At 53.6% G+C, this 26,781-nt stretch carries 19 protein-coding genes and 4 tRNA genes; 17 read left to right on the forward strand and 6 right to left on the reverse strand.

Annotation, left to right across the window (positions count from 1 at the left end; translation table 11 throughout):
- On the reverse strand, window positions 1-1,857 hold the full coding sequence (locus MWU64_RS03315; protein WP_247060926.1) for a sulfatase-like hydrolase/transferase: 1,857 nt from the start codon (window positions 1,855-1,857) through the stop codon (window positions 1-3).
- A 150-nt stretch (window positions 1,858-2,007) separates the two neighbouring features.
- Here MWU64_RS03315 and MWU64_RS03320 point away from each other — a divergent pair, with 150 nt between their 5' ends.
- The gene (locus tag MWU64_RS03320; protein WP_247060928.1) at window positions 2,008-2,874 is read left to right on the forward strand and encodes a hypothetical protein; all 867 of its coding nucleotides are present in this window, start codon (window positions 2,008-2,010) and stop codon (window positions 2,872-2,874) included.
- Window positions 2,875-2,876: 2 nt separating this feature from the next.
- Here the strand turns inward: MWU64_RS03320 and MWU64_RS03325 are convergent, their stop codons facing one another.
- From MWU64_RS03325 to MWU64_RS03335, 3 genes are read right to left on the reverse strand one after another with little or no spacing between them, the layout of a single operon-like run.
- Window positions 2,877-5,561 carry a mechanosensitive ion channel domain-containing protein gene (locus MWU64_RS03325; RefSeq protein WP_247060938.1) on the reverse strand — a complete coding sequence of 895 codons (2,685 nt, stop codon included), beginning with the start codon at window positions 5,559-5,561 and terminating at the stop codon, window positions 2,877-2,879.
- Between the two features lie 24 nt (window positions 5,562-5,585).
- Window positions 5,586-6,320 carry a UDP-2,3-diacylglucosamine diphosphatase gene (gene lpxH, locus MWU64_RS03330; RefSeq protein ID WP_247060940.1) on the reverse strand — a complete coding sequence of 245 codons (735 nt, stop codon included), beginning with the start codon at window positions 6,318-6,320 and terminating at the stop codon, window positions 5,586-5,588.
- Complete coding sequence (locus tag MWU64_RS03335; protein ID WP_247060949.1) at window positions 6,317-6,817, reverse strand: peptidylprolyl isomerase; 501 nt, start codon at window positions 6,815-6,817, stop codon at window positions 6,317-6,319. The genes lpxH and MWU64_RS03335 overlap by 4 nt, the downstream gene beginning before the upstream one ends.
- A gap of 160 nt (window positions 6,818-6,977) precedes the next feature.
- Here MWU64_RS03335 and MWU64_RS03340 point away from each other — a divergent pair, with 160 nt between their 5' ends.
- From MWU64_RS03340 to MWU64_RS03350, 3 genes are all read left to right on the forward strand, one after another.
- Window positions 6,978-8,657 (forward strand): glutamine--tRNA ligase/YqeY domain fusion protein, encoded by a 1,680-nt coding sequence (locus MWU64_RS03340; protein ID WP_247060951.1) that lies wholly within the window; start codon window positions 6,978-6,980, stop codon window positions 8,655-8,657.
- Window positions 8,657-10,042, forward strand: a complete 1,386-nt coding sequence (cysS, locus tag MWU64_RS03345) for a cysteine--tRNA ligase (protein ID WP_247060953.1) — start codon at window positions 8,657-8,659, stop codon at window positions 10,040-10,042. The genes MWU64_RS03340 and cysS overlap by 1 nt, the downstream gene beginning before the upstream one ends.
- 150 nt (window positions 10,043-10,192) lie before the next feature.
- Entirely contained in the window at window positions 10,193-12,364 is a 2,172-nt protein-coding gene (locus tag MWU64_RS03350) for a malate synthase G (RefSeq protein WP_247060955.1), read from the forward strand.
- Window positions 12,365-12,458: 94 nt separating this feature from the next.
- On the opposite strand, the gene folD is transcribed toward MWU64_RS03350, so the two are convergent.
- Window positions 12,459-13,316: a bifunctional methylenetetrahydrofolate dehydrogenase/methenyltetrahydrofolate cyclohydrolase FolD gene (folD, locus tag MWU64_RS03355; RefSeq protein ID WP_247060964.1), complete on the reverse strand. Its 858-nt coding sequence runs from the start codon at window positions 13,314-13,316 to the stop codon at window positions 12,459-12,461.
- A 236-nt stretch (window positions 13,317-13,552) separates the two neighbouring features.
- Between folD and MWU64_RS03360 the strand changes: the two genes are divergently transcribed.
- The 10 genes from MWU64_RS03360 to MWU64_RS03405 all read left to right on the forward strand — a co-directional run bounded on the left by MWU64_RS03360 (window position 13,553) and on the right by MWU64_RS03405 (window position 22,834).
- A tRNA-Pro gene (locus MWU64_RS03360) sits at window positions 13,553-13,629 on the forward strand.
- Window positions 13,630-13,662: 33 nt separating this feature from the next.
- Window positions 13,663-13,739, forward strand: a tRNA-Arg gene (locus tag MWU64_RS03365).
- 92 nt (window positions 13,740-13,831) lie between these two features.
- A tRNA-His gene (locus MWU64_RS03370) sits at window positions 13,832-13,907 on the forward strand.
- Window positions 13,908-13,964: 57 nt separating this feature from the next.
- Window positions 13,965-14,049: transfer RNA gene (locus MWU64_RS03375), tRNA-Leu, on the forward strand.
- A 220-nt stretch (window positions 14,050-14,269) separates the two neighbouring features.
- Window positions 14,270-15,574, forward strand: coding sequence for a trigger factor (tig, locus tag MWU64_RS03380; RefSeq protein WP_247060973.1), 1,305 nt, complete (start codon window positions 14,270-14,272; stop codon window positions 15,572-15,574).
- Window positions 15,575-15,736: 162 nt separating this feature from the next.
- Entirely contained in the window at window positions 15,737-16,372 is a 636-nt protein-coding gene (gene clpP, locus MWU64_RS03385; protein WP_247060979.1) for an ATP-dependent Clp endopeptidase proteolytic subunit ClpP, read from the forward strand.
- 76 nt (window positions 16,373-16,448) lie between these two features.
- On the forward strand, window positions 16,449-17,732 hold the full coding sequence (gene clpX, locus MWU64_RS03390; protein WP_199006820.1) for an ATP-dependent Clp protease ATP-binding subunit ClpX: 1,284 nt from the start codon (window positions 16,449-16,451) through the stop codon (window positions 17,730-17,732).
- 172 nt (window positions 17,733-17,904) lie between these two features.
- On the forward strand, window positions 17,905-20,322 hold the full coding sequence (gene lon / locus MWU64_RS03395) for an endopeptidase La (protein ID WP_247060980.1): 2,418 nt from the start codon (window positions 17,905-17,907) through the stop codon (window positions 20,320-20,322).
- A 237-nt stretch (window positions 20,323-20,559) separates the two neighbouring features.
- Window positions 20,560-20,832, forward strand: a complete 273-nt coding sequence (locus MWU64_RS03400; protein WP_114333466.1) for an HU family DNA-binding protein — start codon at window positions 20,560-20,562, stop codon at window positions 20,830-20,832.
- Window positions 20,833-20,986: 154 nt separating this feature from the next.
- Window positions 20,987-22,834: a SurA N-terminal domain-containing protein gene (locus MWU64_RS03405; RefSeq protein WP_247060982.1), complete on the forward strand. Its 1,848-nt coding sequence runs from the start codon at window positions 20,987-20,989 to the stop codon at window positions 22,832-22,834.
- A gap of 41 nt (window positions 22,835-22,875) precedes the next feature.
- Here MWU64_RS03405 and hexR read toward each other — a convergent pair whose 3' ends face one another.
- Window positions 22,876-23,757 carry a transcriptional regulator HexR gene (gene hexR / locus MWU64_RS03410; RefSeq protein ID WP_247060984.1) on the reverse strand — a complete coding sequence of 294 codons (882 nt, stop codon included), beginning with the start codon at window positions 23,755-23,757 and terminating at the stop codon, window positions 22,876-22,878.
- A gap of 178 nt (window positions 23,758-23,935) precedes the next feature.
- On the opposite strand from hexR, the gene zwf reads away from it, so the two are divergent.
- Genes zwf through MWU64_RS03425 form a run of 3 tightly spaced genes read left to right on the forward strand, consistent with a single transcriptional unit; the run spans window position 23,936 to window position 26,773 of the window.
- Window positions 23,936-25,408: a glucose-6-phosphate dehydrogenase gene (gene zwf, locus MWU64_RS03415; RefSeq protein WP_247060986.1), complete on the forward strand. Its 1,473-nt coding sequence runs from the start codon at window positions 23,936-23,938 to the stop codon at window positions 25,406-25,408.
- On the forward strand, window positions 25,395-26,114 hold the full coding sequence (gene pgl, locus MWU64_RS03420) for a 6-phosphogluconolactonase (RefSeq protein ID WP_348645541.1): 720 nt from the start codon (window positions 25,395-25,397) through the stop codon (window positions 26,112-26,114). The genes zwf and pgl overlap by 14 nt, the downstream gene beginning before the upstream one ends.
- Complete coding sequence (locus MWU64_RS03425; protein ID WP_247060988.1) at window positions 26,114-26,773, forward strand: bifunctional 4-hydroxy-2-oxoglutarate aldolase/2-dehydro-3-deoxy-phosphogluconate aldolase; 660 nt, start codon at window positions 26,114-26,116, stop codon at window positions 26,771-26,773. The genes pgl and MWU64_RS03425 overlap by 1 nt, the downstream gene beginning before the upstream one ends.
- Window positions 26,774-26,781 lie beyond the last annotated feature (8 nt).

Here is a 26,781-nt window from a genome sequence, read left to right on the forward strand (position 1 = left end):
TCAGTTGCCGATGGTGGTCAGCTGGTTCGCGTTTTCTACCAGTGCCAGCCGCTCTTCTAAAGTAAGAAAGGGCTCTTCGTCGGTTTCGGCTAAGGTGCCAAAAATTCTCTTCGGGTCGAATGACCAAGTCTGGCAGCGGGTCATCAGCTCTGTGCAGGCCAATAACTTTCCCTGATTTCTCAGGAAGTATTTCATGCCGGTATACGTATCCGCTAACAGAAGGTCGCGAGTTGGGTTGGAGTCCATGGCCAGCAAGCTGGTGCCAATCATTCCCCCCGCTGTTGATCCATGGCCGCTGGCATCGAGGATTGAAATGGCGATGTCCAGCTGAGAAATGAGCGCACTTTCCGGTGCGTAGTATGAAAGGCTGTCTTGCGCGGCTGGCTTCACCGCTAACATACCAACGTTGTTGTTCAGCGGAAGAGTTTCGTGGTCTTCGCGAATAAATCCGCCAGCTTCGTCGGACGTGACGATCACCAGGGTATTGTCCAAAATGCCCTCCTGCTCAAGCTGTCTTAAAAAGCTGTCGAGGGTTTCGGCCATCACTTTCATGGCGTTGATGCGTGCGGTTTGAGGCGAAGGGATCGGCAGAATGGTTTCGTTATCATCCTCCGCTTTTTGTGAGGCGAGTCGTTGCTCGGTTTTCTGGCCGATGTTGAACGGGTGGTGAGTGCCTACGTTCAGTGTGGTTACGAACCAAGGCTGGTGCTGGCGGTTGAGCGAGCGCAGTCTGGCTGCAATATCCTCGAAGAATATCGGGTCGGGCGGTCCCCAGCCTTCGATTTCGTTCTGAGTGGTAAACACTTCGGCACCGGTAACGTCCATGTAGCCGGCCTGAGGCATAAACTCGTCTTTGTTCATATATTCGATTGGCGCGGCCTGCCAGTAGGCAGTGTGATAGCCTTGGTTTTTCATCTTTTCAGGGAGACAATCCGGGCTCGCGTGTTGGCCGGCAACCAGGCGCACTTTTTCCGAGGCGCGCCTCAAGTCGGGGTAGCGGCCGCAGGTTAACGTAAAGGTTCCCCGGTCCGTCTGACGTTCCATACTCAGAACATTCCTGTAAATACGAAAGCCGAAATCGTTGAAGGTCTGTTCCAGATTGGGCAGCGAGACGACTGGCGAAAGCCCGTGAAAGCGGCTCACCGATGGCAGGTAGCCGCCGGACATGCCCTCGATCATGATGACAAGGACGTTGGGCGGTGGCGAGATGTTACGGCCACTGACTTGCTGGTGGAAAAAATGGGTCCGGTTTTCCAGGCTGGGGCTGACCTCTACTTCGTTGTTGCCAATCGCAGTGCCAACCGGGTTGATCAGTGCGCCCGGAATTTGGGCCAAAGTGCTTACCACCAAATTGTTAGCAGGGGTGGTCAAACTCGGAAATGACAGGGAGTAGATCATCAACGTCGCCGCCGCAGCGCCGGCAAACGGTAAGGCTTTGGGCCGGGAAAGGGGAACCCAGCGCCGGTGTAAATAGTGTAAAAGCCACGCCAACGCGAGGTAAACGGGCAGGGTGATCAAGTATACGTTCAGCAGGCTCCCGGTGATGAACGTGCTGTCCATACCTTTGCCGGCAAACGCCAGTTGAAACAGCGTGCCATGGGCGGTCAGATGCATGCCGGCAACGTAAAGGGCGCAGCCCAGCGCTGTAATAACCAACCCACGCAGCATACCCCGGCTTCCCTGCAGAATAAGCGTCAGCAGCACCGCGCCGGCAATGTCGCCACCCAGCATGCCCGGCATACTGGGAATTACGCCACTTTGTAGAACCAACAAGCCCCGAACCAACAAAAGCCAGCCGAAGGACAGCAAGAAAGTACGCGTTAGGGCATGGCCGGTAAGCTGCTGAGGTTTGATCATACGTAATGTCTGTTTTGAGTCGTCAAAGGTACAGTATGGGCAACCGTTTGAATGCTTCAACTGTTCATGGCTACGGGATTTTCAGTCGGTGTTCGTTATCTTTATGTGTATTGAACTGTTTTTAAAAGAAATTTCTCGTCAGGAGCTTGTGTGCCCAAACAAGGTGTCCATATCGTAATCGATCGAAAAGTGCGTTCGTTGTTTTGGGTGGCGGCTACTATGGTGGCTGCGCTTGTGCTGGTGTTTCCAGCGGCCGCCACGACGGTAGACCAGCGGCGCCCGTTAGGATTAAGCCCCGCAGAACTGGCGTGGGTGGGGCAGCGGATATTTCAGAATGAATGCGCGGGGCGACGGGAATGCCTTGTGCACTGGAATAAAGGCGAAGCCTTCCCCTCATTGGGTATTGGACACTTTATCTGGTATCCCGAAGGCGTGAGCGGCCAGTTTACCGAGAGCTTTCCAGCATTGCTGGCGTTTATGCAACAGGAGGGCGCCGATATTCCCGTTTGGGTGGCTGATGCCAAAGGCGCACCCTGGCCCAATCGACGCGCGTTTTACGAAGCGGCTGCTCAATCTGATCGTGTTCAGGTTCTTCGGGCCTTTTTGTACGATACGCGGGGCCTGCAAGTTCGGTTTATACAACAGCGCGCGCGCGCTTCTCTGAAAAAGGTGGTAGCCGCGGCCCCGGACAAACAAAAGCAAGCCGTTGGCAAAAAGCTAGCGGACCTCATGCAGACCCCGGGAGGGGTTTATGCAGTGATGGATTACGTGAACTTCAAAGGTGAGGGGGTGTCGCAAACCGAACGGTATCAAGAGCAAGGTTGGGGATTGCTGCAGGTTTTGCTCGAGATGCCGGAAGCGCCCGCGCGCCCTTTGATGGCATTTCGCGAGGCGGCCGCGGAGGTGTTAACACGCCGAGCGCGCAATGCCGACAACCCCATTGAGCGGGAGCGCTGGCTGCCGGGTTGGCTCAAGCGCTTGCAAACCTACAAGGAACCGGTCGAAGAGCGCGATTGAGTTCACGAGGGAGCGTCTTGCGAGGGCGGCTCGGATTGTGTTTTCGGTGACGTTTCCGACAACGAGTGAATGCGGATATCCCTTTGCGGGAAGGGGATGGTCACACCTGCGTCGGTCAGCGTGCGCGTGATAGTTGAATACAGTTCGTGGTAGAGCGGCATCATATCGGGCAGGTCTTTGACAAACACCCACACCTCGAAATCGATGCTGCTTTCACCAAGCCCGACACAAAAGACAGCCGGGGCCGGGTCTTCCATCACTCGATCGTTGTTAAGGGCAGCGGCGGAAAGCAGTTTTTGCACCTCGTCCACATCGGAGCCGTAGGCCACGCCGACAAAAATTTTGAGTCGAATGGTGGCATCCGACAGCGTCCAGTTGGTCAGGTCTTGTGTCACGAAGGTTCTATTGGGAACGATTTGTTCTTTTCGATCCCAGTCGACCAATGTGGTGGCACGAATACGGATGCGCGACACTTTACCGGTAATTCCGCCAATGGTTACGGTATCGCCCACTCGGATCGGGCGTTCAAAGAGCAGAATGATGCCGGACACAAAGTTAGCCACTATTTCCTGCAGACCAAACCCGAGCCCAACCCCAAGTGCTGCGATTAACCACTGCAGCTTTGACCACTGTACGCCGATAACACCCAGGCAAACGATGACACCCAAGAAAACAAGAAGGTAGGTGGTGATGGTGGTGATCGCGTAGCCAGCGCCGGGCTGAAGGTCCAGTCGGCTAAGCAGTGTCACTTCCAATGTGCCGGGAAGGTTTTTGACGGCCATGACGGTGCCCGCGCCAACAAGAAGGGACAAAAGCGCATCGGCAAGAGTGATTGGCAGAGGGTCGCCACCCTCAAGATCCGTGGCGATGGTCCACAAGGTAATATCATCGAACAATTGCAAGGCTGGAATGACGTCGGTCCAGAGAAGAAGCAGGCCGGTTATGGCCACAGCGGAAACCAGAATGCGCAGTAAAGACGAGCTTTGCTCACTGATGTCTTTCAGGTTCATTTCCGGCATTTCCGGGGTGATAAGCGCACCTTCGCCGGAGGTGTCGGACGTTTCTCTGGCCTCTGCCTGTTTACGTTCGGCCTCGCGTTGTTCGATCAATCGTTTGAGCGTAAGCCGCCGCTCGCGAACGGACAGTGCGCGCAGGCCAGTAAAGTAGAGCAATGCCGAAAAGGCCAGCCAGCAAATGGAAATAAATAAATTGCGTTCGAGCTGCAGCGCGGTGTAGTGGTAGCCAATCGTTGATGCGACAGCAAGCAGAATAGGTGCAGCGACGGCGATCAGGTGCAGAACAATAAAAAGGCGATGGCGAGGTTGTTCGTCTCGAACGGCGGACATGATTCGCTGAGCAAAGATAGCAAGCGCGACGGAAACGATGATGAACAACAAACGACCGAGGCTGTCGTCGTATTCAGCGCCGTCCGGAGATGCGCTGATGGCCGTCATGACAACAGTGACGGGTATGACGCAAGCCATCAGGAGCAGCAGTTCCCGCCGGATGGCGCGCAATGAGCAGGGGTTCCAGTGAAAATGTTTTTCGCCCAGGCCGTCCTTGGTGGCAACATTGCGAATCAGCGCAAGCAAAAACATGATGAATGCCGCCGCCGTAAACCCTTTCGACAGTGCTGCAAAAAATGCATTACCTTCCATTAGCAGCAGGGCGGCCAATGAAAATGCCAGAACACCGGGTAACGCCAGTAAGGTGCTGTTTACCAACGCCAGCAAAGTAAATGCCGTGCGGTCCATGCCTACATGGCCAACGTATTGTTGATTGGCGTGCAGGTTGGTTTTGATTTTCTTGCGCTTGATCAGCAATACCAGCAGGAAAGACGCAACCAACGCAATTCGTCCACCGCGCTCTTTGACCGATTGGGAAACCGAAGCGCTGAGATCTTCAACTCTGAGCTGAGATACCAGCCACTGTACCGACTCGACAAGCTGTTCGCTGGTGTCGATGGATATGATCTCCGCACTGGGCAGCCAGAATAAACGCTGTTTCAACAGCGTTTGGTAGTTTTTTACCTGGTCCTGAAGAGCGGTCACCGTATTGAAGTACTCGTTGAGTACGTTGATGTGTTCTGTGACGGCTTTGTGCAATTCGCGTAACAGCTTAGAGCGAAGGCTGCGTAGTTGGCTTCGGGCATCTTCGCCCGGATCTGTTATCGCCTCAAACTCCTCCAGCCGCAGTTGTTCTTCCCGGGCTGTAGCCAGTTTGTCTTCAATGCCACCGATGAAATCACTTGCAACACTCTGTTTCTGCAGCCGTTCGAGCCTCTGTTTAAGTAATTCCGCATAATCTGCTGTGAGGTTCAGCCCGGCGTTTTCCAGGCGCAGCTCAAAGCTTTGGTATTCACCCTCCAGGCGGGACAGAATCGATTCGGCATAGGCCAGGCGCTCCTGGCTTTCCGACAAAGCGGCACGTCGTTGTTTGAGTGACTCCCGGAGCGTTCGAATCTGTTCCCGGATGTCCGAGTTAGCGGAGTCGGGAAGTTCGGTTTGGGGTGGCATATTCAAGCTTTGCTGCAGTTCGGGTTGAACGGCTGGCAGAGCTTTCTCTGTGGGAGGATCGTCCGGTTGTTCGGGTGTTTGCGCGACTGCGGTGGCAAATGTAAAACAGAATATGAGAAACCCTGTTAGCCGCATGATTGGAAGCGTCCGGGACAACAGGGTCTTTCTCATAATTTTGCTCGCAAGGTGGAAGGGTTACACGCTATCCAGCGGTGTCTTCTTGAGCTCTAGCGGTTGATCGGCTCGCGCAACGAGCCACCAAACGTTTTTATCCCAATCGCCCAGTACAATGCGGCGAGCAGGGCGGCCGTTCGCCTCGAGTTCGTGGGTGGCAGGACGGTGCGTATGGCCATGGATCATCAATTGCACATCGTGGCGTTCGAACTCGCTCACCACTTCATCAAGGTTCACGTCCATGATGGCCTCAGCCTTACCTTGATTCTTCGCCATGGAAATTTCCCGAAGTTGCCGTGCCATCAGTTGTCGGTCTTTCAATGGCCTGGCCAACAGCATTTCCACGGTTTTCGGGTTGCGCATGTTGGCGCGGAATTTTTGGTATTCCACGTCATCGGTACACAGGCTGTCGCCGTGCATCAGCAGGGCGGGGGTGCCATAGAGGTCGATTACGGTAGGGTCATCCAACAGGATGGCCCCCGCTCTTGCGCAGAAGTCCTCGCCAATCAGAAAATCCCGGTTGCCGTGCATCAAGTAGATGGCCGTGCCTGAGTCGCGGACACCTCGAAGAGCCGCTGCAACTTGCTCCTGAAGTGGAGTTCTTTCGTCGTCGCCAATCCAGGCTTCGAAGAAATCGCCGAGAATATAGAGGCGTTCAACGCCCATGGCTTCAGCTTCAAGGAAACCAAGAAAAGCGCCCGTGATGTCCGGGCGCGATTCTTCAAGGTGTAAATCCGAGATGAACAGTGTGCTCACGCGGCCTCCACGACCTCAGCTTTGATAATCACAATGTCTTCAGCGGGCACGTCTTGATGGCCGGAGCGCATAGTCGTGCGCGTTGCGCGGATCTTGTTCACGGTTTCCATGCCTTCAGCGACTTTGCCAAATACACAGTAGCCCCAGCCTTCCGCGTTCTTGCCAGTGTGGTCCAGGAAGCCGTTGTTCTCAACGTTGATGAAGAACTGGGCCGTTGCCGAGTGCGGGTCCATGGTGCGGGCCATGGCGACGGTGCCGACCATGTTGCTCAGACCGTTATCTGCTTCGTTCTGAATCGGATCGCGGGTTTGGCGCGGTTTCATGCCAGGTTCAAAACCGCCGCCCTGAACCATAAAGTTGCTGATAACCCGGTGAAAAATGAGGCCGTCGTAAAAACCGTCGCGAACGTACTGTTCGAAGTTTTTAGCGGTTTCGGGGGCGTTTTCGTAATCGAGTTCCAGTTTGATATCACCGAGATTGGTTTGCAGCAGAATCATCAGGGCATCCTGTAATTGGGTGTATAAAGGTTCAAAGTAGGCATTGTACTGAAGAGTTTCGTCCTGTGCATGAGTACTGCAAGGAATTGTGAGTATAATAGGCGGTTTCACGGAGCCTCTGAATAGCTCCCACAATTCATTCCCTGTTGACAGAGATTGTATGAGCGCCGAGTCGAAGAAAGCCCATAACTTTATTCAGAGCCTGATCGAAGATGCCGTCGCCAAGGGCGAGCACACGGGCAAAGTCGTTACCCGGTTCCCGCCTGAGCCCAATGGCTACTTGCATGTTGGTCATGCCAAATCAATCTGCCTGAACTTCGGCATTGCTGAGACGTTTGAAGGCGAGTGCAACCTCCGCTTTGACGACACCAACCCGGAGAAAGAAAGCCTGGAATACATCAACGCCATCAAGCGGGATGTAGAATGGCTGGGCTTCGAGTGGGCAGACGAAGTGCGTTACGCCTCGGATTATTTTGATCAGCTTTACGCCTTTGCTGAAGAGTTGATCGAGAAGGGCAAGGCTTATGTCTGTGCGCTGACGGCCGACGAAATGGCCGAGTACCGCGGTTCCCTGAAAGAGCCGGGTAAGAACAGTCCTTACCGTGACCGTCCAGCTGAAGAGAGTTTGCAGCTGTTCCGCGACATGCGGGATGGAAAGTTCCAGAACGGTGAGTTGGTGTTGCGGGCCAAGATCGATATGGCGTCTCCCAATATCAATATGCGGGACCCGATTCTGTACCGTATTCGATACGCTGATCATCATCAGACGGGGGATAAATGGTGCATCTATCCGATGTACGATTTCACGCACCCCATCTCGGACGCGCTCGAAGGCATTACCCATTCTCTGTGCACCCTTGAATTTGAAGACCATCGTCCGCTCTACGACTGGGTGTTAGACAATATCACCATTCCTTGTCATCCGCGGCAGATCGAGTTTGCCCGTCTGAACTTGAACTACACCGTCACCAGTAAGCGTAAGCTGAAGCGGTTGGTTGACGACAACGTAGTGGATGGCTGGGACGATCCGCGTATGCCGACGATCTCCGGTATGCGTCGCCGTGGCTTTACGCCGGAGTCTATCCGGACCTTCTGTGACATGATCGGTGTCAATAAGGCTGGCGGAACAGTGGATGTGGGTATGCTTGAGCATGCCATCCGCGAAGATTTGAACGCCCGCGCACCGCGCGCAATGTGTGTGATGCGCCCGATCAAGGTGACGCTGACCAATTACCCGGAAGGCCAGACCGAAACACTGACCCTGCCGGTTCACCCGCAAAATCCGGATATGGGCGAGCGTGAAGTCACCTGGAGCCAAGTGCTGTACATCGACCGTGAAGACTTTGCACAAGAGCCTCCGCGTAAATGGAAGCGTTTGGCTCCGGATCAGGCTGTGCGTCTGCGCGGTGGCTACGTGATGACCTGCAAAGAAGTGATTCGCGACGACAGCGGCGAGATTGTTGAGCTCAAGTGCGAGTACGATCCGAAGACCTTGGGCGTTAACCCGGAAGGCTACAAGCCGAACGGCGTGATTCACTGGGTGTCGGCTGCAGACAGCGTTGAAGTGCGCATTAATCAGTACGACCGCTTGTTCAATCATGAGGCACCCGATAGCGACAAAGAAGGTGACATGATGGATCACATCAACCCGGATTCTCTGGTGGTGCTTGAGGGCGCAAGGGTTGAGAAAAGTTTGGCGACACCGCGCACCGACCTGCCATACCAGTTTGAGCGTGAAGGCTACTTTTTCTGTGATCAGGAACTGACCGAAAGCGCCGGCAAGCCAGTGTTCAACCGCACCGTGACCTTGCGGGATTCCTGGGGCAAGGGAGGTAAATAATGCGCATCTACAACACGCTCACGCAAAAAAAAGAAGAGTTTAAGCCGATCGAGCCGGGCAAGGTGCGCATGTATGTGTGCGGTATGACCGTGTACGACTACTGCCATCTGGGGCATGGGCGTGTGCTGGTGGCGTTCGACGTGATCAGCCGTTACCTGCGTCATCGTGGCTATGATGTGCACTACGTGCGTAACGTTACCGATATCGACGACAAGATTCTGCGCCGCGCTGATGAGAACGGTGAGGTGTATACCGATCTGACCGAGCGCATGATCGATGCGATGCACGAAGACGAAGCACGTTTGGGAGTACAGTCTCCGAACGAAGAGCCGCGCGCCACAGCCTTTATCAGCGAAATTATCTCGATGATTGAAACGCTGATCGAAGGTGGCCACGCTTACGCAGCTGACAATGGCGATGTGTATTTTTCCGTGGAGTCGTTCCCGGATTACGGCAAGCTCAGCAAGAAAAAGCTAGAGGACTTGGTAGCGGGAGCGCGAGTCGGTGTTCAGGAAGCCAAGCGCAGCCCGGCGGACTTTGCGTTGTGGAAGGCCGCGAAAGAAGGTGAGGTGAGCTGGCCTTCGCCTTGGGGCGACGGCCGCCCCGGCTGGCACATCGAGTGTTCCGCCATGTCCACCAAGTGCCTGGGTGATACCTTTGATATACATGGCGGCGGGCCGGATCTGTTGTTCCCGCACCATGAAAACGAAATCGCCCAATCCGAATGTGCCACTGGTCATAAATTTGTGCATACCTGGATGCATGCGGGCGCGATTCGCGTTAACAAAGAGAAGATGTCCAAGTCGTTGGGCAACTTCTTTACCATTCGCGAGATTCTGGAAACCTATCCAGCGGAAGTGGTCCGCTACTTCCTGGTGTCTAGTCATTACCGCAGCCAGGTAGATTACTCCGCAGACAGTCTTGCAGAGGCGAGTCGGACGCTGACGAAGCTCTATCATGCCTTGCGAGGCGTTAAGCCGGCTTCGAGTGATGAGGTTCCGGAAACCGAACACGATCGTCGATTTGCTGAAGTGATGGATGACGATTTCAATACTGCAGGTGCGATTGCGGTACTGCATGCAGTGGCGAATGACATAAATCAACATCGTCGCGAAGGCAATGAAGAAAAGGCGGCGTATAGTGCGGCTGTTCTGGTGCGCCTGGGTGGCGTATTGGGGCTACTCCAGCAAGACCCTGAAGCATTTTTCCAGGCTGATACCGGTAGCGAGTTGAGTGTGGCCGATATTGAAGCCATGATTCAGGCTCGTGCAGAGGCTCGTAAAGCTAAAGACTTCGCGGAAAGTGATCGAATTCGGGATGAGTTGCTGGAGAAGGGCATTGTTCTGGACGACAGTCGCGAAGGAACTTCTTGGCGCCGGGCCTGACGCCCGGAGGTTCGACAAAAGCCGCATTGTTATTTTCGGGAATGACCTTGTAGGGAATTTCACGTACAATGCGGCGCTCGAATAATCATGCCCCTGATAGCTTGGAGCAATCAGGGAGTCGGGAAACACAACCCATTGAGGCAGGTAACGATGACAGAACGCGTTCAAGTTGGCGGCATTCAGGTCGCAAAGAATCTGTATGACTTCGTAAACAACGAAGCCATTCCGGGCACCGGTATTGATGCCGACAAATTCTGGGCCGAGTTCGACAAAATTGTGAACGAGCTGGCGCCGCGCAACCGTGAATTGCTCGCCAAGCGTGATGCCATTCAGGAAAAACTGGACACCTGGAACCGTGACCACAAAGGTCAAAAACTGGATATGGCTGAGTACAAGTCATTCCTGAAAGAAATCGGTTACCTGGTGGATGAGCCAGAAGAATTCAAAATCTCTACATCAAACGTGGATCCTGAAGTTGCCACCATGGCAGGCCCGCAGCTGGTTGTGCCGGTAATGAATGCGCGTTTTGCCCTGAACGCCGCTAACGCACGCTGGGGTAGCTTGTACGATGCGCTGTATGGCACCGATGCACTGTCTGAAGAAGATGGCGCCGAGAAAGGTCGTGGCTATAACCCTGTACGTGGCGCCAAAGTAATCGAGTGGGCTCGTAACCTGTTGGACAGCTCTGCACCTCTGGCGGCTGGTAGTCACAAAGATGCGGCTAAATATTACGTTGATGGCGGCAAGCTGGCGGTTAAGCTGCAAAACGGCGAAGTAACCGGCCTGAAAGACGAGTCTGGTTTTGTTGGTTTCACCGGTGCTGCCGATGAACCGACCGGTCTGCTGCTGGTCAAAAACGGCATGCACTTTGAAATCCAGATCGATGCCAGCCATCCGATCGGAAAAGATGACGGCGCGAACGTTAAAGATGTTCTGATGGAGTCAGCTCTGACCACCATTATGGACTGTGAAGATTCCGTTGCTGCGGTCGATGCTGAAGACAAGGTAGTGGCCTACAAGAACTGGTTGGGCCTGATGAAGGGTGACCTCGAAGAGTCATTCGAAAAAGGCGGCAAGCAGGTTACTCGTCGCATGAATCCTGATCGCGCCTACACGGCGGCTGATGGTGGTGACCTGACACTGAAGGGTCGCAGCATGATGTTCGTGCGTAACGTTGGTCATCTGATGACTAACCCCGCCATCTTGCTGAACGACGGCAGCGAAGTTCCTGAAGGTCTGATGGATGGTTTCGTTACCTCATTGATCGCTATCCACGATCTGAAGGGTACTGGTCAGTTCCAGAACAGCACCAAGGGTTCTGTATACATTGTTAAGCCGAAAATGCACGGTCCTGAAGAAGTTGCGTTCACCAACGAATTCTTCGGTCGCGTAGAAGATGCTCTCGGATTGCCTCGTTTCACTCTGAAAGTGGGCATCATGGACGAAGAGCGTCGCACCACGGTTAACCTGAAAGCCTGTATCCATGCTGCTAAAGAGCGCACGGTATTCATTAACACTGGCTTCCTGGATCGCACCGGTGATGAAATGCACACCTCCATGGAGCTGGGTCCTTTCATCCGCAAGGGTGAGATGAAGCAGGCTGCCTGGATTGGTGCCTACGAGCAGTGGAACGTTGATATCGGTCTGGAAGCGGGTCTTTCCGGTGTAGCTCAGATTGGTAAAGGTATGTGGGCTATGCCTGACCTGATGGCAGGTATGCTGGAGCAGAAGATCGGTCATCCGAAGTCTGGTGCGAATACCGCATGGGTTCCTTCTCCGACTGCCGCTACTCTGCACGCGACTCATTACCACCAGGTGAACGTTTTTGATGTTCAGAAAGAGTTGGCTAGCCGTCAGCGCGCAGCTCTGGAAGATATCCTGACCGTGCCGGTTATGGAAGATCCGTCTTCGCTGACCGCTGAGGACATTCAGCAGGAGCTGGACAACAACGCGCAAGGCATCCTGGGTTATGTGGTTCGTTGGATCGATAGCGGTGTTGGTTGCTCCAAGGTGCCAGACATCAATGATGTTGGTCTGATGGAAGACCGTGCAACTCTGCGTATCTCTTCTCAGCTGCTAACAAACTGGTTGTACCATGGTATCTGCACGGAAGAGCAGATCCTGGAAACCATGAAGCGTATGGCTGCTGTTGTTGATCGTCAGAACGCCAATGATCCGTCTTACCAGAACATGGCGCCAGGCTTCGATGGCATTGCCTTCCAGGCTGCTTTGGATCTGGTTCTGAAGGGTCGTGAGCAGCCGAACGGCTACACCGAGCCTTTGCTGCACGCTTACCGTCTGAAGGCGAAAGCCAGCCAGTAATCAGGCAGTAGATATGAAAAACCCCGCTTTTGCGGGGTTTTTTTTGGCTGCCGGTTGGTGGCAGTGAGGCTTGAAAAGAGGTTTGGGTGACGTATCAGTCAGCGTGCAGTACGTCGGCTGCGTACAGAGTGTTCTCAAGTAGCTTGGCGATGGTCATCGGGCCTACGCCACCGGGAACGGGGGTGATGTACGCGGCGCGTTCTGAGGCCGCCTGAAAGTCAACGTCGCCGCACAAAGAGCCGTTTTCCATTCGGTTGATGCCAACATCGATAACCGTCGCGCCCGGTTTTACCCATTCACCCTTGATGATGCCCGGCTTGCCAACGGCCGCGACCAGAATGTCGGCTTCACCAACAAACTTCTCAAGGTTTTCTGTAAAGCGGTGGCAAACGGTTGCCGTTGCTCCCTTAAGCAGAAGTTCCATGCTCATTGGTCGTCCGACGATGTTGGATGCACCCACTATAACGGCGTGTTGGCCTTTGTAGGGGGTGCCGATGGAGTCGAGCAGGGTAATGACTCCGGCGGGTGTGCACGGGCGCAGGGTCGGTTTGCGCTGCATCAGGCGGCCAATGTTAAAAGGGTGGAAGCCATCTACATCTTTGTCTGGGCGAATCTTTACCAGAATCGGGTCTGCGTCCAGGTGCGAGGGCAGGGGGAGTTGCACGAGAATGCCGTCAATGGCCGGGTTCTCGTTCAATTCGTCTACCAGTGCTTCTAGTGCCTCTTGCGAGGTGTCTTCGGGCAAGTCGTAAGACAATGACATGATGCCCGCTTGTTCGCAGGCTTTGCGTTTGTTGCCCACATAAACGTGTGAGGCGGGGTCATTGCCGACCAGAATGACCGCCAAACCAGGGGCTCTGAGCCCCTTCTGCTTGCGGGCTTCGACGCCGACAGCAACCTGCTGTCGAACCTGTGCGGCAATTTCTTTTCCTTTAATCAGTGTGGCGCTCATGTTTCCATCTTGTAGGTTGGGCATGAATAATGGTCTAATAACGAAGGTGAGGCATTGTCTCATGGTTCAGCATTCTCGCCAACGTAAGTCGGTGGCGTAAATGCTCCTCATAAGAGGGTCATGAGAAGGCGTTTTTAGAATTATCTGAATGATTTTCAAATTCTTTGTTGACGGATGCGAAACTCGAAGGTAATATGCGCGCCAACTTTGCTGAAGCACTTGTTGTTCAGTCTTATCGGGGTATAGCGCAGTCTGGTAGCGCGCCTGCTTTGGGAGCAGGATGTCGGGAGTTCGAATCTCTCTACCCCGACCATTTTTCTGAATATTCAGGTGGGCGAAAGGTCAAGCGCCCGTAGCTCAGCTGGATAGAGCATCCGCCTTCTAAGCGGATGGTCGCAGGTTCGAGTCCTGCCGGGCGCGCCATTAGGCTCTAAGTTCGGTCTGCACCGGGCTCGTCAAACCAGCAAAGTTAGAGTTAGACAGATTAAAGTGCCATCGGGCACTTTTTTAATGTGGTGGACGTAGCTCAGTTGGTAGAGCTCAGGATTGTGACTCCTGCGGTCGAGGGTTCGAACCCCTTCGTCCACCCCACTTTTATCTGTTTGCTTGTTTCCGATGGCCTGAGTCCTTCAGGTGTATATCGGGTATGCGAGAGTGGCGGAATTGGTAGACGCACTGGATTTAGGTTCCAGCGGGGCGACCCGTGAGAGTTCAAGTCTCTCCTCTCGCACCATCCTTCTTGGATTTTCTGTTTAAAACCCCTCTGTTTTACGTTTCTTGCTGAAATCATGCTGTTAAACCGTCATTCTGGTCGGCGCAGTGATTCTCTCGGCAGGGTAAACCGTGATAAACTACCGGCTTTTAATTTTGCGTCCCGCTAGAGTGCTTCGCTCTTATCGGGATTTGGTTTTAATTTTCATTCACATACAGAATCTGTAATTCGAGGATCTTCCATGCAAGTGTCTGTTGAAACGACCTCTAACATCGAACGTCGCATGACGATTGGTGTGCCCGCCCAGGAAATTGACCAGGCGGTTCAGAAACGCCTACAGGAAACCGCTCGCACTGTTCGCTTGAACGGTTTCCGTCCAGGCAAGGTGCCCATGAGCGTGGTTAAGCGTCGTTTCGGTGACAGCATCCGTCAGGAAATCGTTGGCGAAGTAATGCGCGACAACTACATTAAGGCGCTGCAGGAGCAGGACATCAATCCAGCGGGATGGCCTCAGTTTGAGCCGAAAACCATGGAAGAGGGCAAAGACCTCGAATTCGTGGCCGTGTTTGAAGTGCTGCCGGAAATCGAACTGGGCGACCTGAGCAAGATCAAAGTTGAAAAGCCTGTCGCTGAAGTAGCTGACAAAGACATCGACACCATGATCGATAACCTGCGTCGTCAGCAGGCTCCTATGAAAGAAGTTAAGCGCAAGTCCAAGAATAAGGACGTTGTGACCATCGACTTCAAGGGCACTATCGACGGTGAAGAGTTTGAAGGTGGCGCCGCTGAAGGCCACCGTCTGACTCTGGGTTCTGGTCAGATGATCCCGGGCTTCGAGAAGGCGATCGTTGGCGGTAAGACCGGCGAAGAGTTCGATATCGAAGTGACCTTCCCCGAGGACTACCACAACGAAGATCTGGCGGGTAAGCCGGCTACCTTCGCTATCAAGGTTCATAAAGTAGAAGAGCCTCAGCTGCCAGAGCTGAACGCCGAGTTCTTCCAGAAGTTTGGTATCGAAGCCGAAGACGAAGCCGGATTCCGTGAAGAAGTTAAAAAGAACATGGAGCGCGAGTTGAAGCAAGCCGTATCCAACAAGGTCAAGAATGACGTTGTTGAAGGTCTGCTGGAAACAACCGAGCTGGACGTTCCCTCTTCTTTGGTTGATCAGGAAATCGATCGTCTGCGCCAGGAAGCCGTTCAGCGCTTTGGTGGTCAGGTAGACTTCCAGCAGTTGCCGAAGGAAATCTTTGAAGAGCAGGCTCAGCGTCGCGTTAAGACTGGTCTGTTGTTCCAGGAAGTGGTTAAAGCTAACGATCTGAAAGCCGACGCGGCGAAAGTAGATGAAAAGATTCAGGAAATCGCGTCTACTTATGAGCAGCCAGAAGAAGTCGTTGCTCACTTTAACAGCAACCAGGAGCAGAAGACTCAGGTAGAGTCGGTTGTTCTGGAAGAGGCGGTTGTTGATTTGGTGCTGGAGCAGGCCAAAGTGAAAGAAAAGAAAATGAAGTACGAAGAAGCCGTCAAAGCTGGCCAGGCCCAGCGCTGATCGCTCGGGCATAGCCCGAGTCGCTTTCTGGAAACAGCCGGTGTATCCGGCTGTTTTCATCTGGGCTCACTGCTGGCAAAGTATAAGGGTATCTTGGCTTTATATTTCGGATATCCTGCAGCAGGAGTCCTTGCCCAATGTCTTTAAGGAGTTCAGGCACACATGACGCAAAAACCGTTTGATGGTCCAACAATGATAACGAGCGCCGGTCTGGTGCCGATGGTAATCGAACAGACGGCACGCGGAGAGCGGTCCTTCGACATTTATTCGCGCCTTCTGAAAGAGCGGGTAATATTTCTTGTCGGTCAAGTAGAAGATCACATGGCCAATCTGGTCGTAGCTCAGTTGTTGTTCCTGGAGTCCGAAAACCCGGATAAGGATATTCATCTGTACATCAACAGCCCAGGCGGCTCAGTGACCGCGGGTATGTCGATTTACGATACCATGCAGTTTATCAAGCCGGATGTAGCTACCTTGTGCATTGGCCAGGCGGCCAGCATGGGTGCCTTTCTTCTTGCCGGCGGCGCTGAAGGCAAGCGTGCGTGCCTACCAAACTCCCGCGTCATGATCCATCAACCACTGGGTGGGTATCAGGGCCAGGCGACGGATATCGAAATTCACACTCGTGAAATTCTGAAGATCCGCAACACCCTGAATACGATTTTGGCGCACCATACCGGCCAAGACCTGGAAACCATTGCCCGCGACACCGATCGCGACAACTTTATGGACCCTGGTCAGGCGAAAGAGTACGGGCTAATCGATACAGTACTTGATAAGCGCGTACCGAATAACTAATACTGAAAGTCATCGCATCACCCTTGGCCTGCGTATTTAAAGTTTCGGCAGGCCAACGAAGAACAGAGGTATTTCAATGGCAGATGAAAGAAACGGCAGAGGCGACGATAACGGCAAGTTGCTTTACTGCTCGTTTTGCGGAAAGAGCCAGCATGAAGTCCGTAAGCTCATCGCAGGGCCCTCGGTTTTCATCTGCGACGAGTGTGTGGATCTGTGCAACGACATTATTCGCGAAGAAATCCAGGAGAATGCCCAGGAGGAAGCGAGTGATCGCCTTCCCGTGCCGGCAGAGATCCGGGATACGCTGAACGAATATGTGATTGGGCAAGATCGCGCCAAGATCGTTCTGGCTGTTGCCGTCTACAACCACTACAAGCGCTTGCGTTACGGCGAAGGTAAAAGCGATGTTGAGCTGGGCAAGAGTAACATTCTGCTGATTGGTCCGACCGGTAGCGGTAAGACCTTGTTGGCTGAAACTCTGGCTCGTACATTGAATGTACCTTTCACTATTGCGGATGCAACCACCCTGACCGAAGCCGGTTATGTTGGCGAGGATGTTGAAAACATCATCCAGAAGCTGCTGCAAAAGTGTGACTACGACGTAGAAAAGGCTCAGCGCGGGATTGTTTACATCGACGAAATCGACAAGATTTCCCGGAAGTCCGATAACCCGTCGATCACCCGAGACGTGTCGGGTGAGGGCGTGCAGCAGGCGTTGCTGAAGCTGATTGAAGGTACGGTTGCTTCGGTGCCTCCCCAGGGCGGACGAAAGCATCCTCAGCAGGAGTTTCTGCAGGTAGATACCGGAAATATCCTGTTTATCTGTGGTGGCGCTTTTGCCGGACTGGAAAAGGTGATTCAGGAGCGCTCCGAGCGTAGCTCGATTGGTTTTTCCGCTACCGTGAAGAGCCAGGACGACAGTAAGAGCGCCGGCGATATCATTCAGGACGTAGAAACGGAAGATCTGGTTAAGTTCGGTCTGATTCCGGAGTTTGTGGGTCGTTTGCCTGTTGTGGCGACACTCACAGAGCTGGACGAAGACGCGCTGGTTCAGATTCTGACGGAACCCAAGAACGCCTTGACCAAACAGTACCAGAAGCTGTTTGATCTTGAGGGTGTTGAACTGGATTTCCGCGAAGATGCGCTGCGCGCGGTTGCCCGTCAGGCCATGTCTCGCAAAACAGGTGCACGAGGGTTGCGCTCTATTATGGAAGCGACCTTGTTGGATACCATGTATCAGATTCCGTCTGAAACCGACGTGTCGAAAGTGGTGGTCGATGAGAGCGTGATCAACGGTGAATCAGAGCCGTTCAAGATCTACGCGAACAGCGATCATGCCAAGGCAGCATCCGAAGACTGACTTTCGCGACTGACGAAAGATCGGTTACCTGGAAAGGGGCGTTCAACGCCCCTTTTTCATGGCTGTTGATAAATAGCCCGCCAAGAATTTTACCCCGCATAAAGATTGCAATTTTCGTCTGCGCCCCAATGATGGGTGATATGCTGAATAAAATGCTTTCAGAGGATTCTCTATGACCCTTATATCCGAAGAAACTGTGCAAGAATATCCGCTGCTTCCGCTTCGCGATGTGGTGGTGTTTCCGCACATGGTGGTGCCACTGTTTGTAGGACGCGAGAAGTCCATTCAGGCACTCGAAGCCGCGATGGAGGGTAGCAAAGAGATTTTGTTGGTTGCACAGAAAGATGCAGCCACAGACGAGCCAGGCTCGGCCGACGTGTTCGAAATGGGCACCTTGGCCACCGTGCTACAGATGCTGCGCTTGCCGGACGGTACCGTTAAGGTGCTGGTCGAAGGTAATGCCCGCGCCAGTATTTCCGGCATCGAAGAAGGTGATTACCTCACCGCCGGCGCCGTGTTGATGGACGAAGATCAATTGCCTGAGCGCGAGCAGAGCGTATTGATCAAGACCCTGCAGGGTGAGTTCGAGAAATATGTGAAACTCTCCAAAAAAGTGCCGTCTGAAGTCTCTAATTCCCTGACCGGTATTAACGAGATTGATCGCTTGGTGGACACCATGGCGGCTCATCTCGATATGCAGATTCCTGAAAAGCAGGAGCTTCTGGAAGCGCTTGATGTTCGGAAGCGAGTTGATTTGTTGCTGGGCAAACTGGACAGCGAAACCGATTTAATTGAAGTTGAAAAGCGCATCCGTGGCCGCGTGAAAAAGCAGATGGAGCGGAGCCAGCGCGAGTATTACCTGAACGAGCAAATGAAGGCTATCCAGAAAGAGATGGGTCAGCTCGGTGAAGGGAACAACGACTTCGAAGAACTCGAGCAAAAGCTGGAAGAAGCCGGGTTGCCCGAAGAAGCTCGCAAAAAGACCGAGGCCGAGCTGAACAAATTGAAGATGATGTCGCCCATGTCTGCCGAAGCAACGGTGGTTCGCGGCTACATCGACTGGATGCTGGCGGTGCCCTGGAAAAAGCGTAGCCGGGTTCGCCACGATCTCGAGAAAGCCCGTGAGATTCTGGACAAAGACCACTATGGTCTGGACGAAGTCAAAAAGCGGATTCTTGAATATCTGGCGGTTCAAAGCCGCGTCAAGAAGGTAAAAGGGCCAGTCTTGTGTTTGGTGGGGCCTCCCGGTGTCGGTAAGACCTCTCTCGGTCAGTCCATTGCCAAAGCAACCAACCGTAAGTACACCCGGATGGCGTTGGGTGGTGTTCGCGATGAAGCCGAGATTCGCGGGCACCGCAAAACCTATATTGGTGCGTTGCCGGGTAAATTGCTGCAGAAGCTTTCGAAGGTTGGCGTGAAGAACCCGCTGTTCCTGTTCGACGAGATCGACAAGATGGGGATGGATCATCGCGGTGATCCGGCTTCCGCGCTGCTGGAAGTACTGGATCCCGAGCAGAACCACACCTTTAACGACCATTACCTTGAAGTGGATTACGACCTTTCCGATGTCATGTTCGTGTGCACCTCGAACTCTATGGACATACCGCCGGCGTTGCTGGACCGGATGGAGATCATCCGTATCCCGGGCTATACCGAGGATGAAAAGGTCAATATCGCGCTCCGTTACCTGTTGCCCAAGCAGATTGTGGCAAACGGCCTGCGTAAGAATGAGCTGGAGATGCCCGAAGAAACCTTACGGGATCTGATTCGGTACTACACGCGAGAAGCAGGGGTTCGTGGGTTGGAGCGTGAAATCGCTAAAATCTGCCGTAAGGTCGTCCGTGAGCACGTAGAAAGCAGCGACAAAGCTTCAGTGACCATTACCCCGGATATGTTGGAAGACTACTCGGGAGTCAAGAAATTCAAGTACGGTCTAGCTGAAGAGAGTAACCAGATTGGCCAGGTTACCGGTTTGGCATGGACTCAGGTTGGCGGTGAATTACTGACGATCGAGTGTGCATTAACCCCGGGCAAAGGTCGGGTTGTGAAGACCGGCTCGCTGGGTGATGTGATGCAAGAGTCCATCCAAACGGCTTTGACGGTGGTCAGAAGTCGTGCAACCGGGCTTGGTGTTGCCGACGATTTTCATGAAAAACACGACTTGCACGTACACGTACCGGAAGGCGCAACGCCAAAAGATGGTCCGAGTGCGGGTATCGGGATGTGCACAGCGCTTGTTTCTTCACTCACGAAAATTCCGGTTCGTGGGGACGTTGCGATGACCGGTGAGATCACCCTGAGAGGCCGTGTACTGCCGATTGGCGGGCTGAAAGAGAAGCTCTTGGCGGCCCATCGAGGGGGCATCAAGACCGTTCTGATTCCAGACGAAAATGTCCGTGATCTCAAAGAGATACCGGAGAATATAAAGGAATCGCTCGAAATCAAGCCGGTTAAATGGATAGACGAAGTGCTCGATATCGCGCTGGCTTATCCTCCCGAGCCGAGAGCAGAGAAGGGCGACGAAAACACGTCTTCTGCCAAGAGCGGCGACGATTCCAATGATGCTGCAGAGCGCATAAATACACATTAAACACTGGATGAGTTGTTGACATGCCGGAGAGCCCATTGGTATAACTGTTTCGCCGTGAAGCAGCCAATACCAAGGGCTCCCGCGCAGTATGTGCCTATTCCAAACACCGGTTAATCGCCGCAAGGAATAATAATAGTGAAGAATGGAATTCTCCGACCGCTTATGCGATAGTCGTGAGCGTCCGCGAAAAACAAACCAACCTATAACATCTTCAACCTGACATCGAAGGGGTTTAGTGTGAACAAGTCCGAACTGATTGATGCAATTGCAGAATCCGCAGATATTTCCAAAGCTGCAGCTGGCCGTGCGCTGGATGCTATGACAAACACCATCACTGGTGCTCTGAAGAATGACGATCAGGTTACTCTGATTGGCTTTGGTACCTTCTCTGTGAAAGAGCGTGCCGCTCGTACCGGTCGCAACCCGCAGACTGGCGCTGAGATCAAAATTCCGGCCTCTAAAGTGCCTGGATTCAAGGCAGGCAAGGCCCTGAAAGACGCTGTTAAGTAATAGCTCTTTCTCTGGCAGCTTCCGCTGGCGGGAGTTGCCATAAGAATTCAAGGCGCATTCCGATCAGGGTGCGCCTTTTTACGTTAAAGGCAGCCGGGGCTACAGCTCACACAATAATCACCAGCACGACCTTGAACAGGGATTCAGAACTAACATGCTTCAAGATATTCGGGATAACGCCCAGAGTACCATCGCCAAGGTAATCGTTGGCCTTTTGATTGTTTCCCTTTCCATCTGGGGAATGGATGCCATTATTGGCGGTTTTTCCGGTGAGCCCGAAGTGGCTACGGTGAATGGCACCGACATCACCGAACGGGAGTTTCTCCGGACCGTTCAGCTGGAAACCCAACAGCGCCTGATGCAAATGGAAAATCCGGATCCGTCCTTGATCGATGAAGATCAGCTGCGTACGGACGTTCTGGAATCGCTTATTCAAGAGGCTGTCCTGACCCAAGATGCGCAAAATCAGGGGCTAGAGCTATCCGATGCCGACATCGATGCCTTGATCACTCAGATGCCACAGTTTCAGGTGGACGGCAAATACAGCCCTGAAAGATTCGCGGCGACCGTTCGTAATCTGGGCATGGGCGTTGCCGAATTCCGCGCCAGCATGCACAAAAGCTATGTGACCAACCAGATTCGCGCGGCGATTGCTCAAACTGCATTGGCAGCGCCTGAAAGCGCGGCTCAGCTCTTGGCGATTCAAAACCAGACCCGGGATTTCCGTGTACTGTCGTTGTCCAAAGACGAAGTTGTTGATCAGGTGTCTGTGACGGATGAAGAGGTTGAAGCCTACTACGACGAGAATAAGGCTCAATTCCAGGAGCCGGAAAACGTTGATGCCGTATACCTGACGCTGTCTCAGGCGACGTTGGCAGAAACCGTTGACGTGAGTGAAGAAGAGTTGCGCGCCGAGTATGACTCACAGGCGGAGCAGTTCGCTCGGGAAGAGCGTAAGGCGGCGCATATCCTGATTGAAGCAGGCGCTGAATCGGAAGAAACCCTGGCGACCATTCAGTCTCGATTGGATGCTGGCGAGTCCTTCGGCGAACTTGCTAAAGAGTTTTCGGTCGATACCGTCTCTGGTCGTGACGGGGGTGACTTGGGTTACGCCGGCCGCGGCGTATACGACGAAGCCTTTGAAGAGGCATTGTTTGCACTGCAAAAGGGTGAGATTTCTGAACCCGTCGAAACCAGTTTTGGTATTCATTTGATTCGCCTGAACGATGTTCGTCGTTCCGACGTACCTTCGTTCGAGGAGTTGGAAGGACAGCTGCGTAACGAATTGGCTCGGGCGAAAGCGGAAGAGCGCTATGTTGAGGTTCGTGCAGAACTGGCGGATGCGGCTTATGCAGCGGATGACCTCGCGGGGCCGGCCAGCGAATTGGGGCTGGAGCTGCGTGAGGTACAGAATGTTACCCGTGACGGAGGTGCTGCGCCCTTTGATCATTCCGGGCTGGTGCGCCAGTTGTTCTCTGAAGATGTCTTGGAGGACGGGTACAACACCGAGCTGATCGACGTGGGCGACAATGTATCCGTTGTAGCGCGAGTTAAAACCCACCATGAAGCCCGTCAGCTTGAATTGGCCGAGGTGCGCGACGACATTGAAGCGACCCTTGAAGTAATGGCCACTCGAGAAGCGCTGCAAGCGAAAGCGAACGAACTGGTGGCTGATGTTGAATCCGGGGAAAGTGTAGCGGAAGGCCGCTGGAAGCAGTTTGAAGCCCAGGGCCGTGGCGCTGCCGGTGATCTGAGCCAGCTGGTATTGCGCAAGGCGTTCACCATGCCGCGCCCTGATGGCGAGCAGCCATCGGTGGATGCTGTTGTAGGACTGGCGGAAGCGCATATCATCGCGCTTGATGCGGTCAACGAAGGTGACGTTGATCGGGAGGACCCCGAGTTCCAGCAAGTTCAGCAATTCCTGACTCAACTGGAAGGTCAGCGCGAATATGGGGTGTATCAGCAGTATCTGAGAGAAACCGCCGAGATCGAGCGCAACTAATCGAACTCGTTCAGGAAAAAGGGTGCTTCGGCACCCTTTTTTTATGCGTTGGGAGCGAGCGGAAAGCGTGTGGCTTTCAGGCTCTCTTTCACTTTCTTAAGATGATTGAGGAAATCAGGGCCCCGCTTCAAGGTAACACCGGTCGCAAGGATGTCGATCACGGTCAAATGGATAATGCGAGAAGACATGGGCATATACACTTCAGTGTCTTCCGGCGATGTCACCCCGAGAACGGTGGTGCACACCTCGGCCAAGGGCGAATCAGGATTGGTGATTCCGATTACTGTCGCACCATTGCTGCGGGCCAGTTCGGCTGACTCGACCGACTCCCGGGTTCGGCCAGTATAGGAAATCACCACAATGGTATCGCCCACACCCGCTCCCGCAGCAATCATTCGCTGCATCAGAGCATCTTCGTAGGCCGACACCGGCGTGTTAAACCGGAAAAATTTATGTTGTGCATCCATCGCAACCGAAGCAGAGCCGCCCATGCCGAAGAAGATAATCTGTTTTGCCTGAATCAGGTAATCCACGACCGTTGCGATGGATTCGGGGTCTAGCGCCTGTCTGGCTTTATCGAGGCTGGCGATGGTGCTAAGCATGATTTTGTCCGAATACTCGGCCGCGTTGTCATCAGGCTTGATGTTCTCGCCTACATAGGGGGTGCCAGTGGCGATACTCTGAGCCAATCGTATTTTGAAATCAGGGAACCCGGTGGCTGAGAAGCCGCGGCAAAAGCGGTTGACCGTGGGTTCGCTGACATCTGCCGCCCGGGCCAGGGCCGCAATACTGTAACGGGTGGCGGCGCTGGGGTCGCGAAGGATCGCACCAGCGACTTTGCGCTCGGATTTGTTGAGGTTTTCCAGGCGGCTCTGGATTTCTTCCAGCAAGTTCTCTTCTCTACGGACCGCACTGACTGCCATACGGAATGCTCCCTGTCTGCACGCAATAATTGTGGTGATTGGCCATTATACCTGCCTTGAAATGAAATCTGAGTAGTAAAAACGTCATGTATGGCTTTGCGCCTTGGATTCCGCAATAGGCGATGTCATTATTTAGCTAAATTTACGACAATGACGTGCCTTCAAGATGGGGAGTTGAATGTCTGAGCCGCTGCCAGCCTCGTGTGATCTTATGCTTTTCGGGGCTATGGGGAACCTAGCCCGGAAGAAACTCTTTCCTGCACTCTATCAGCTTGATCGAGCCGGATTGTTGGCCGATAACAGTCGGATTCTGGCAATCGCCCGTCGTGATATCAGTGTTGCCCGAATGAGAGAAGAGCTGGCTTCAAACCTGAAGGCAGAGCTTGCCAGCCAAGAATTTGAACAGGCGATTGCCGAACGGTTTGTGGCACGTGTGGATTATCAGGTGCTTGATTTCACCGATACTGCTGGTTTCGCCGATTTAAACCGTTGGCGAAACACCGATAATCAGCTGATTGTTTACATGGCAACGCCGCCGTCTATGTACGGCGTGATCGCGCGCAATTTGAAAGATCAAAGCTGTTGCACAGACAGAACCCGTGTTGTGGTGGAAAAGCCCATTGGGCAGGACCTGGCATCATCTAAAGTGATCAATGATGCATTAGCCGAGGTGTATGACGAGAGCCAACTGTTTCGTATAGACCATTATCTAGGCAAAGAGACGGTACAGAATCTGATTGCCTTGCGTTTTGCGAACAATCTGTTTGCGTCACAGTGGGACCAAAACCATATTTCCCACGTTGAGATTACGGTGGCTGAAAGTACGGGCATCGACGGGCGATGGGGGTATTTTGATAAAGCAGGGCAGGTTCGGGATATGATTCAGAACCACTTGTTGCAGCTGCTCTGCCTGATCGCCATGGACCCGCCTGCGGATTTGTCGGCTGACAGTATTCGTGACGAGAAGGTGAAAATCCTGAAAGCGCTCAAGCGGATTTCACCTGAGATGATGGAGCAATACGTGGTGCGCGGTCAGTACGCGGCGGGCGCCAGTCATGGCAAGGTAGTGCCGGGTTATCTGGAGGAAGAGGGCGCGGACAAAACCAGCCTGACGGAAACCTTTGTTGCGCTGAAAGTTGAAATCGACAATTGGCGTTGGTCGGGCGTGCCGTTCTATATCCGCACCGGCAAACGCATGCCTGAAAAAATGGCTCAGATTATTATTCACTTCAAACCGGCTCCTCACTATATCTTTGATCCTGATCAGAAGCATTTGGCGAACAACAAACTCATTATTCGGCTTCAGCCCGACGAAGGTATGGCGCTCAAGATTCTTACCAAAGAACACGGTTTGGATAAGGGGATGCGGTTGCGGCAAGGGCCGCTGGAACTGACGTTTTCGGAAACCTTTGGTGCAGAACGCATCCCGGATGCTTACGAGCGGTTGTTGTGGGAAGTCATGCGGGGCAGCCAGTACCTGTTCGTACGGCGTGATGAAGTGGAACATGCCTGGCGTTGGGTGGATCATATTATTCAAAACTGGCGTGATTTGGGCGAACCGCCAAAACGCTACGCCGCGGGTACATGGGGGCCCGTGGCGTCTATCGCGTTGATCACTCGAGACGGAAGGAGTTGGTATGAAGATGCCTGAACTGCAACTGCCGGAGGGAGTGAAGGTACATTCGGCGCAGTCGCCGGAGGCCATTGCGCAAATGCTCGCGGAGCGTGTCGCTGAGTGTTTGCGCCGTCGCCTAGCCGAAGGGCCCACGGCGACTCTGGTGGTTTCAGGAGGATCAACACCGCTGCCATTTTTTCGCGTGTTACGGGACAAACCTTTGGAGTGGGAAAGGGTAAAAGTCGCGTTGGCTGACGAACGCTGGGTGCCGGAAAGCGAACCCGCCAGCAATACGGCATTGGTTAAAAACGAATTGTTGCAAGGTGCTGCTGCCAAGGCCCGCTACGTATTATTTAACGTTTCGAACAAAGACGCCGTTGATGCTGTATCGGAGCTGGAGGCGGATGCCGCAGAGCTAACCTTGCCGGTGGATGTGCTGGTTCTGGGTATGGGAAGCGACGGGCATACGGCATCGCTGTTCCCGGATGCGCCGGAGTTGGCGCGAGCTATGAAGCCTTCTGAGGGCCAGCGAGTCATGGTGATGACACCGCCTTCACAGGTGCACCAGCGAGTAACCCTGACACTGCCAGTGCTGGTGCAAGCCCGTTTTAAAGCACTTCATCTGAAAGGACAAGATAAAATCACCACTTTGGCTCGAGCCGTTGAAGCGCCGGACGATTGGTCGGCGATGCCTATTCGGGCTTTTCTGCAAGCCGGATTGCACGTTTACTGGAGCCCGTGATGCCAAAACTTTCGAACGACCATAAGCTGGAAATTGAGAAGGTATTGACCCGGTCGCCGCTGATACCGGTGATCACCATTGATCGTTTGGCCGATGCAGTACCTTTATGCAAAGCGTTGTATGACGGTGGGCTTGGCGTTCTTGAGATCACTCTGCGCACGGAGTTTGGTGTGGCGGCTATCCGGGAAGTTCGCAAGGCGCTGCCGGATGCACTGGTAGGTGCCGGATCTGTGACCAGCATTTCACAATATCGCGAGGTTGAGCTGGCCGGTGCCCAGTTCGTAATCACTCCTGGCGTTACCGAAGCGGTTCTGGAGTTCGGGGTAACCTCGGAAGCGCCTTTGTTACCGGGTATTTCAACGGCTTCAGAACTGATGATGGGGCATATTCACGGCTATCGCCATTTTAAATTCTTTCCTGCGGAAGTGTCCGGCGGAGTGGCAGCGCTAAAAGCTTTGGCCGGGCCGTTTCCCGACGTTCAGTTTTGCCCCACGGGTGGCATTCAGCAGCATACGGCGGCTGACTACCTGACACTGAAGAATGTTGCCGCCGTAGGTGGTAGCTGGCTGACACCGGCGGACAAAATCGTGGCAAAAGACTGGGCCGCGATTACGGACATCGCGCGCGCCAGTCTTCTTGATGCCAGGCAACAAAGGTAGCTATCAGA

It is taken from the genome of Marinobacter sp. S0848L (genome assembly GCF_023016065.1).
GTDB lineage: Bacteria > Pseudomonadota > Gammaproteobacteria > Pseudomonadales > Oleiphilaceae > Marinobacter.

What these genes read in the sequence shown, in the direction of transcription:
- MWU64_RS03315 (WP_247060926.1), bottom strand. Translation starts at nt 1,857, where the DNA reads ATGATCAAACCTCAGCAGCTTACCGGCCATGCCCTAACGCGTACTTTC.
- MWU64_RS03325 (WP_247060938.1), bottom strand. Translation starts at nt 5,561, where the DNA reads ATGAGAAAGACCCTGTTGTCCCGGACGCTTCCAATCATGCGGCTAACA.
- MWU64_RS03335 (WP_247060949.1), bottom strand. Translation starts at nt 6,817, where the DNA reads ATGATTCTGCTGCAAACCAATCTCGGTGATATCAAACTGGAACTCGAT.
- MWU64_RS03340 (WP_247060951.1), top strand. Translation starts at nt 6,978, where the DNA reads ATGAGCGCCGAGTCGAAGAAAGCCCATAACTTTATTCAGAGCCTGATC.
- cysS (WP_247060953.1), top strand. Translation starts at nt 8,657, where the DNA reads ATGCGCATCTACAACACGCTCACGCAAAAAAAAGAAGAGTTTAAGCCG.
- MWU64_RS03350 (WP_247060955.1), top strand. Translation starts at nt 10,193, where the DNA reads ATGACAGAACGCGTTCAAGTTGGCGGCATTCAGGTCGCAAAGAATCTG.
- folD (WP_247060964.1), bottom strand. Translation starts at nt 13,316, where the DNA reads ATGAGCGCCACACTGATTAAAGGAAAAGAAATTGCCGCACAGGTTCGA.
- tig (WP_247060973.1), top strand. Translation starts at nt 14,270, where the DNA reads ATGCAAGTGTCTGTTGAAACGACCTCTAACATCGAACGTCGCATGACG.
- clpP (WP_247060979.1), top strand. Translation starts at nt 15,737, where the DNA reads ATGACGCAAAAACCGTTTGATGGTCCAACAATGATAACGAGCGCCGGT.
- clpX (WP_199006820.1), top strand. Translation starts at nt 16,449, where the DNA reads ATGGCAGATGAAAGAAACGGCAGAGGCGACGATAACGGCAAGTTGCTT.
- lon (WP_247060980.1), top strand. Translation starts at nt 17,905, where the DNA reads ATGACCCTTATATCCGAAGAAACTGTGCAAGAATATCCGCTGCTTCCG.
- MWU64_RS03405 (WP_247060982.1), top strand. Translation starts at nt 20,987, where the DNA reads ATGCTTCAAGATATTCGGGATAACGCCCAGAGTACCATCGCCAAGGTA.
- hexR (WP_247060984.1), bottom strand. Translation starts at nt 23,757, where the DNA reads ATGGCAGTCAGTGCGGTCCGTAGAGAAGAGAACTTGCTGGAAGAAATC.
- zwf (WP_247060986.1), top strand. Translation starts at nt 23,936, where the DNA reads ATGTCTGAGCCGCTGCCAGCCTCGTGTGATCTTATGCTTTTCGGGGCT.
- pgl (WP_348645541.1), top strand. Translation starts at nt 25,395, where the DNA reads ATGAAGATGCCTGAACTGCAACTGCCGGAGGGAGTGAAGGTACATTCG.
- MWU64_RS03425 (WP_247060988.1), top strand. Translation starts at nt 26,114, where the DNA reads ATGCCAAAACTTTCGAACGACCATAAGCTGGAAATTGAGAAGGTATTG.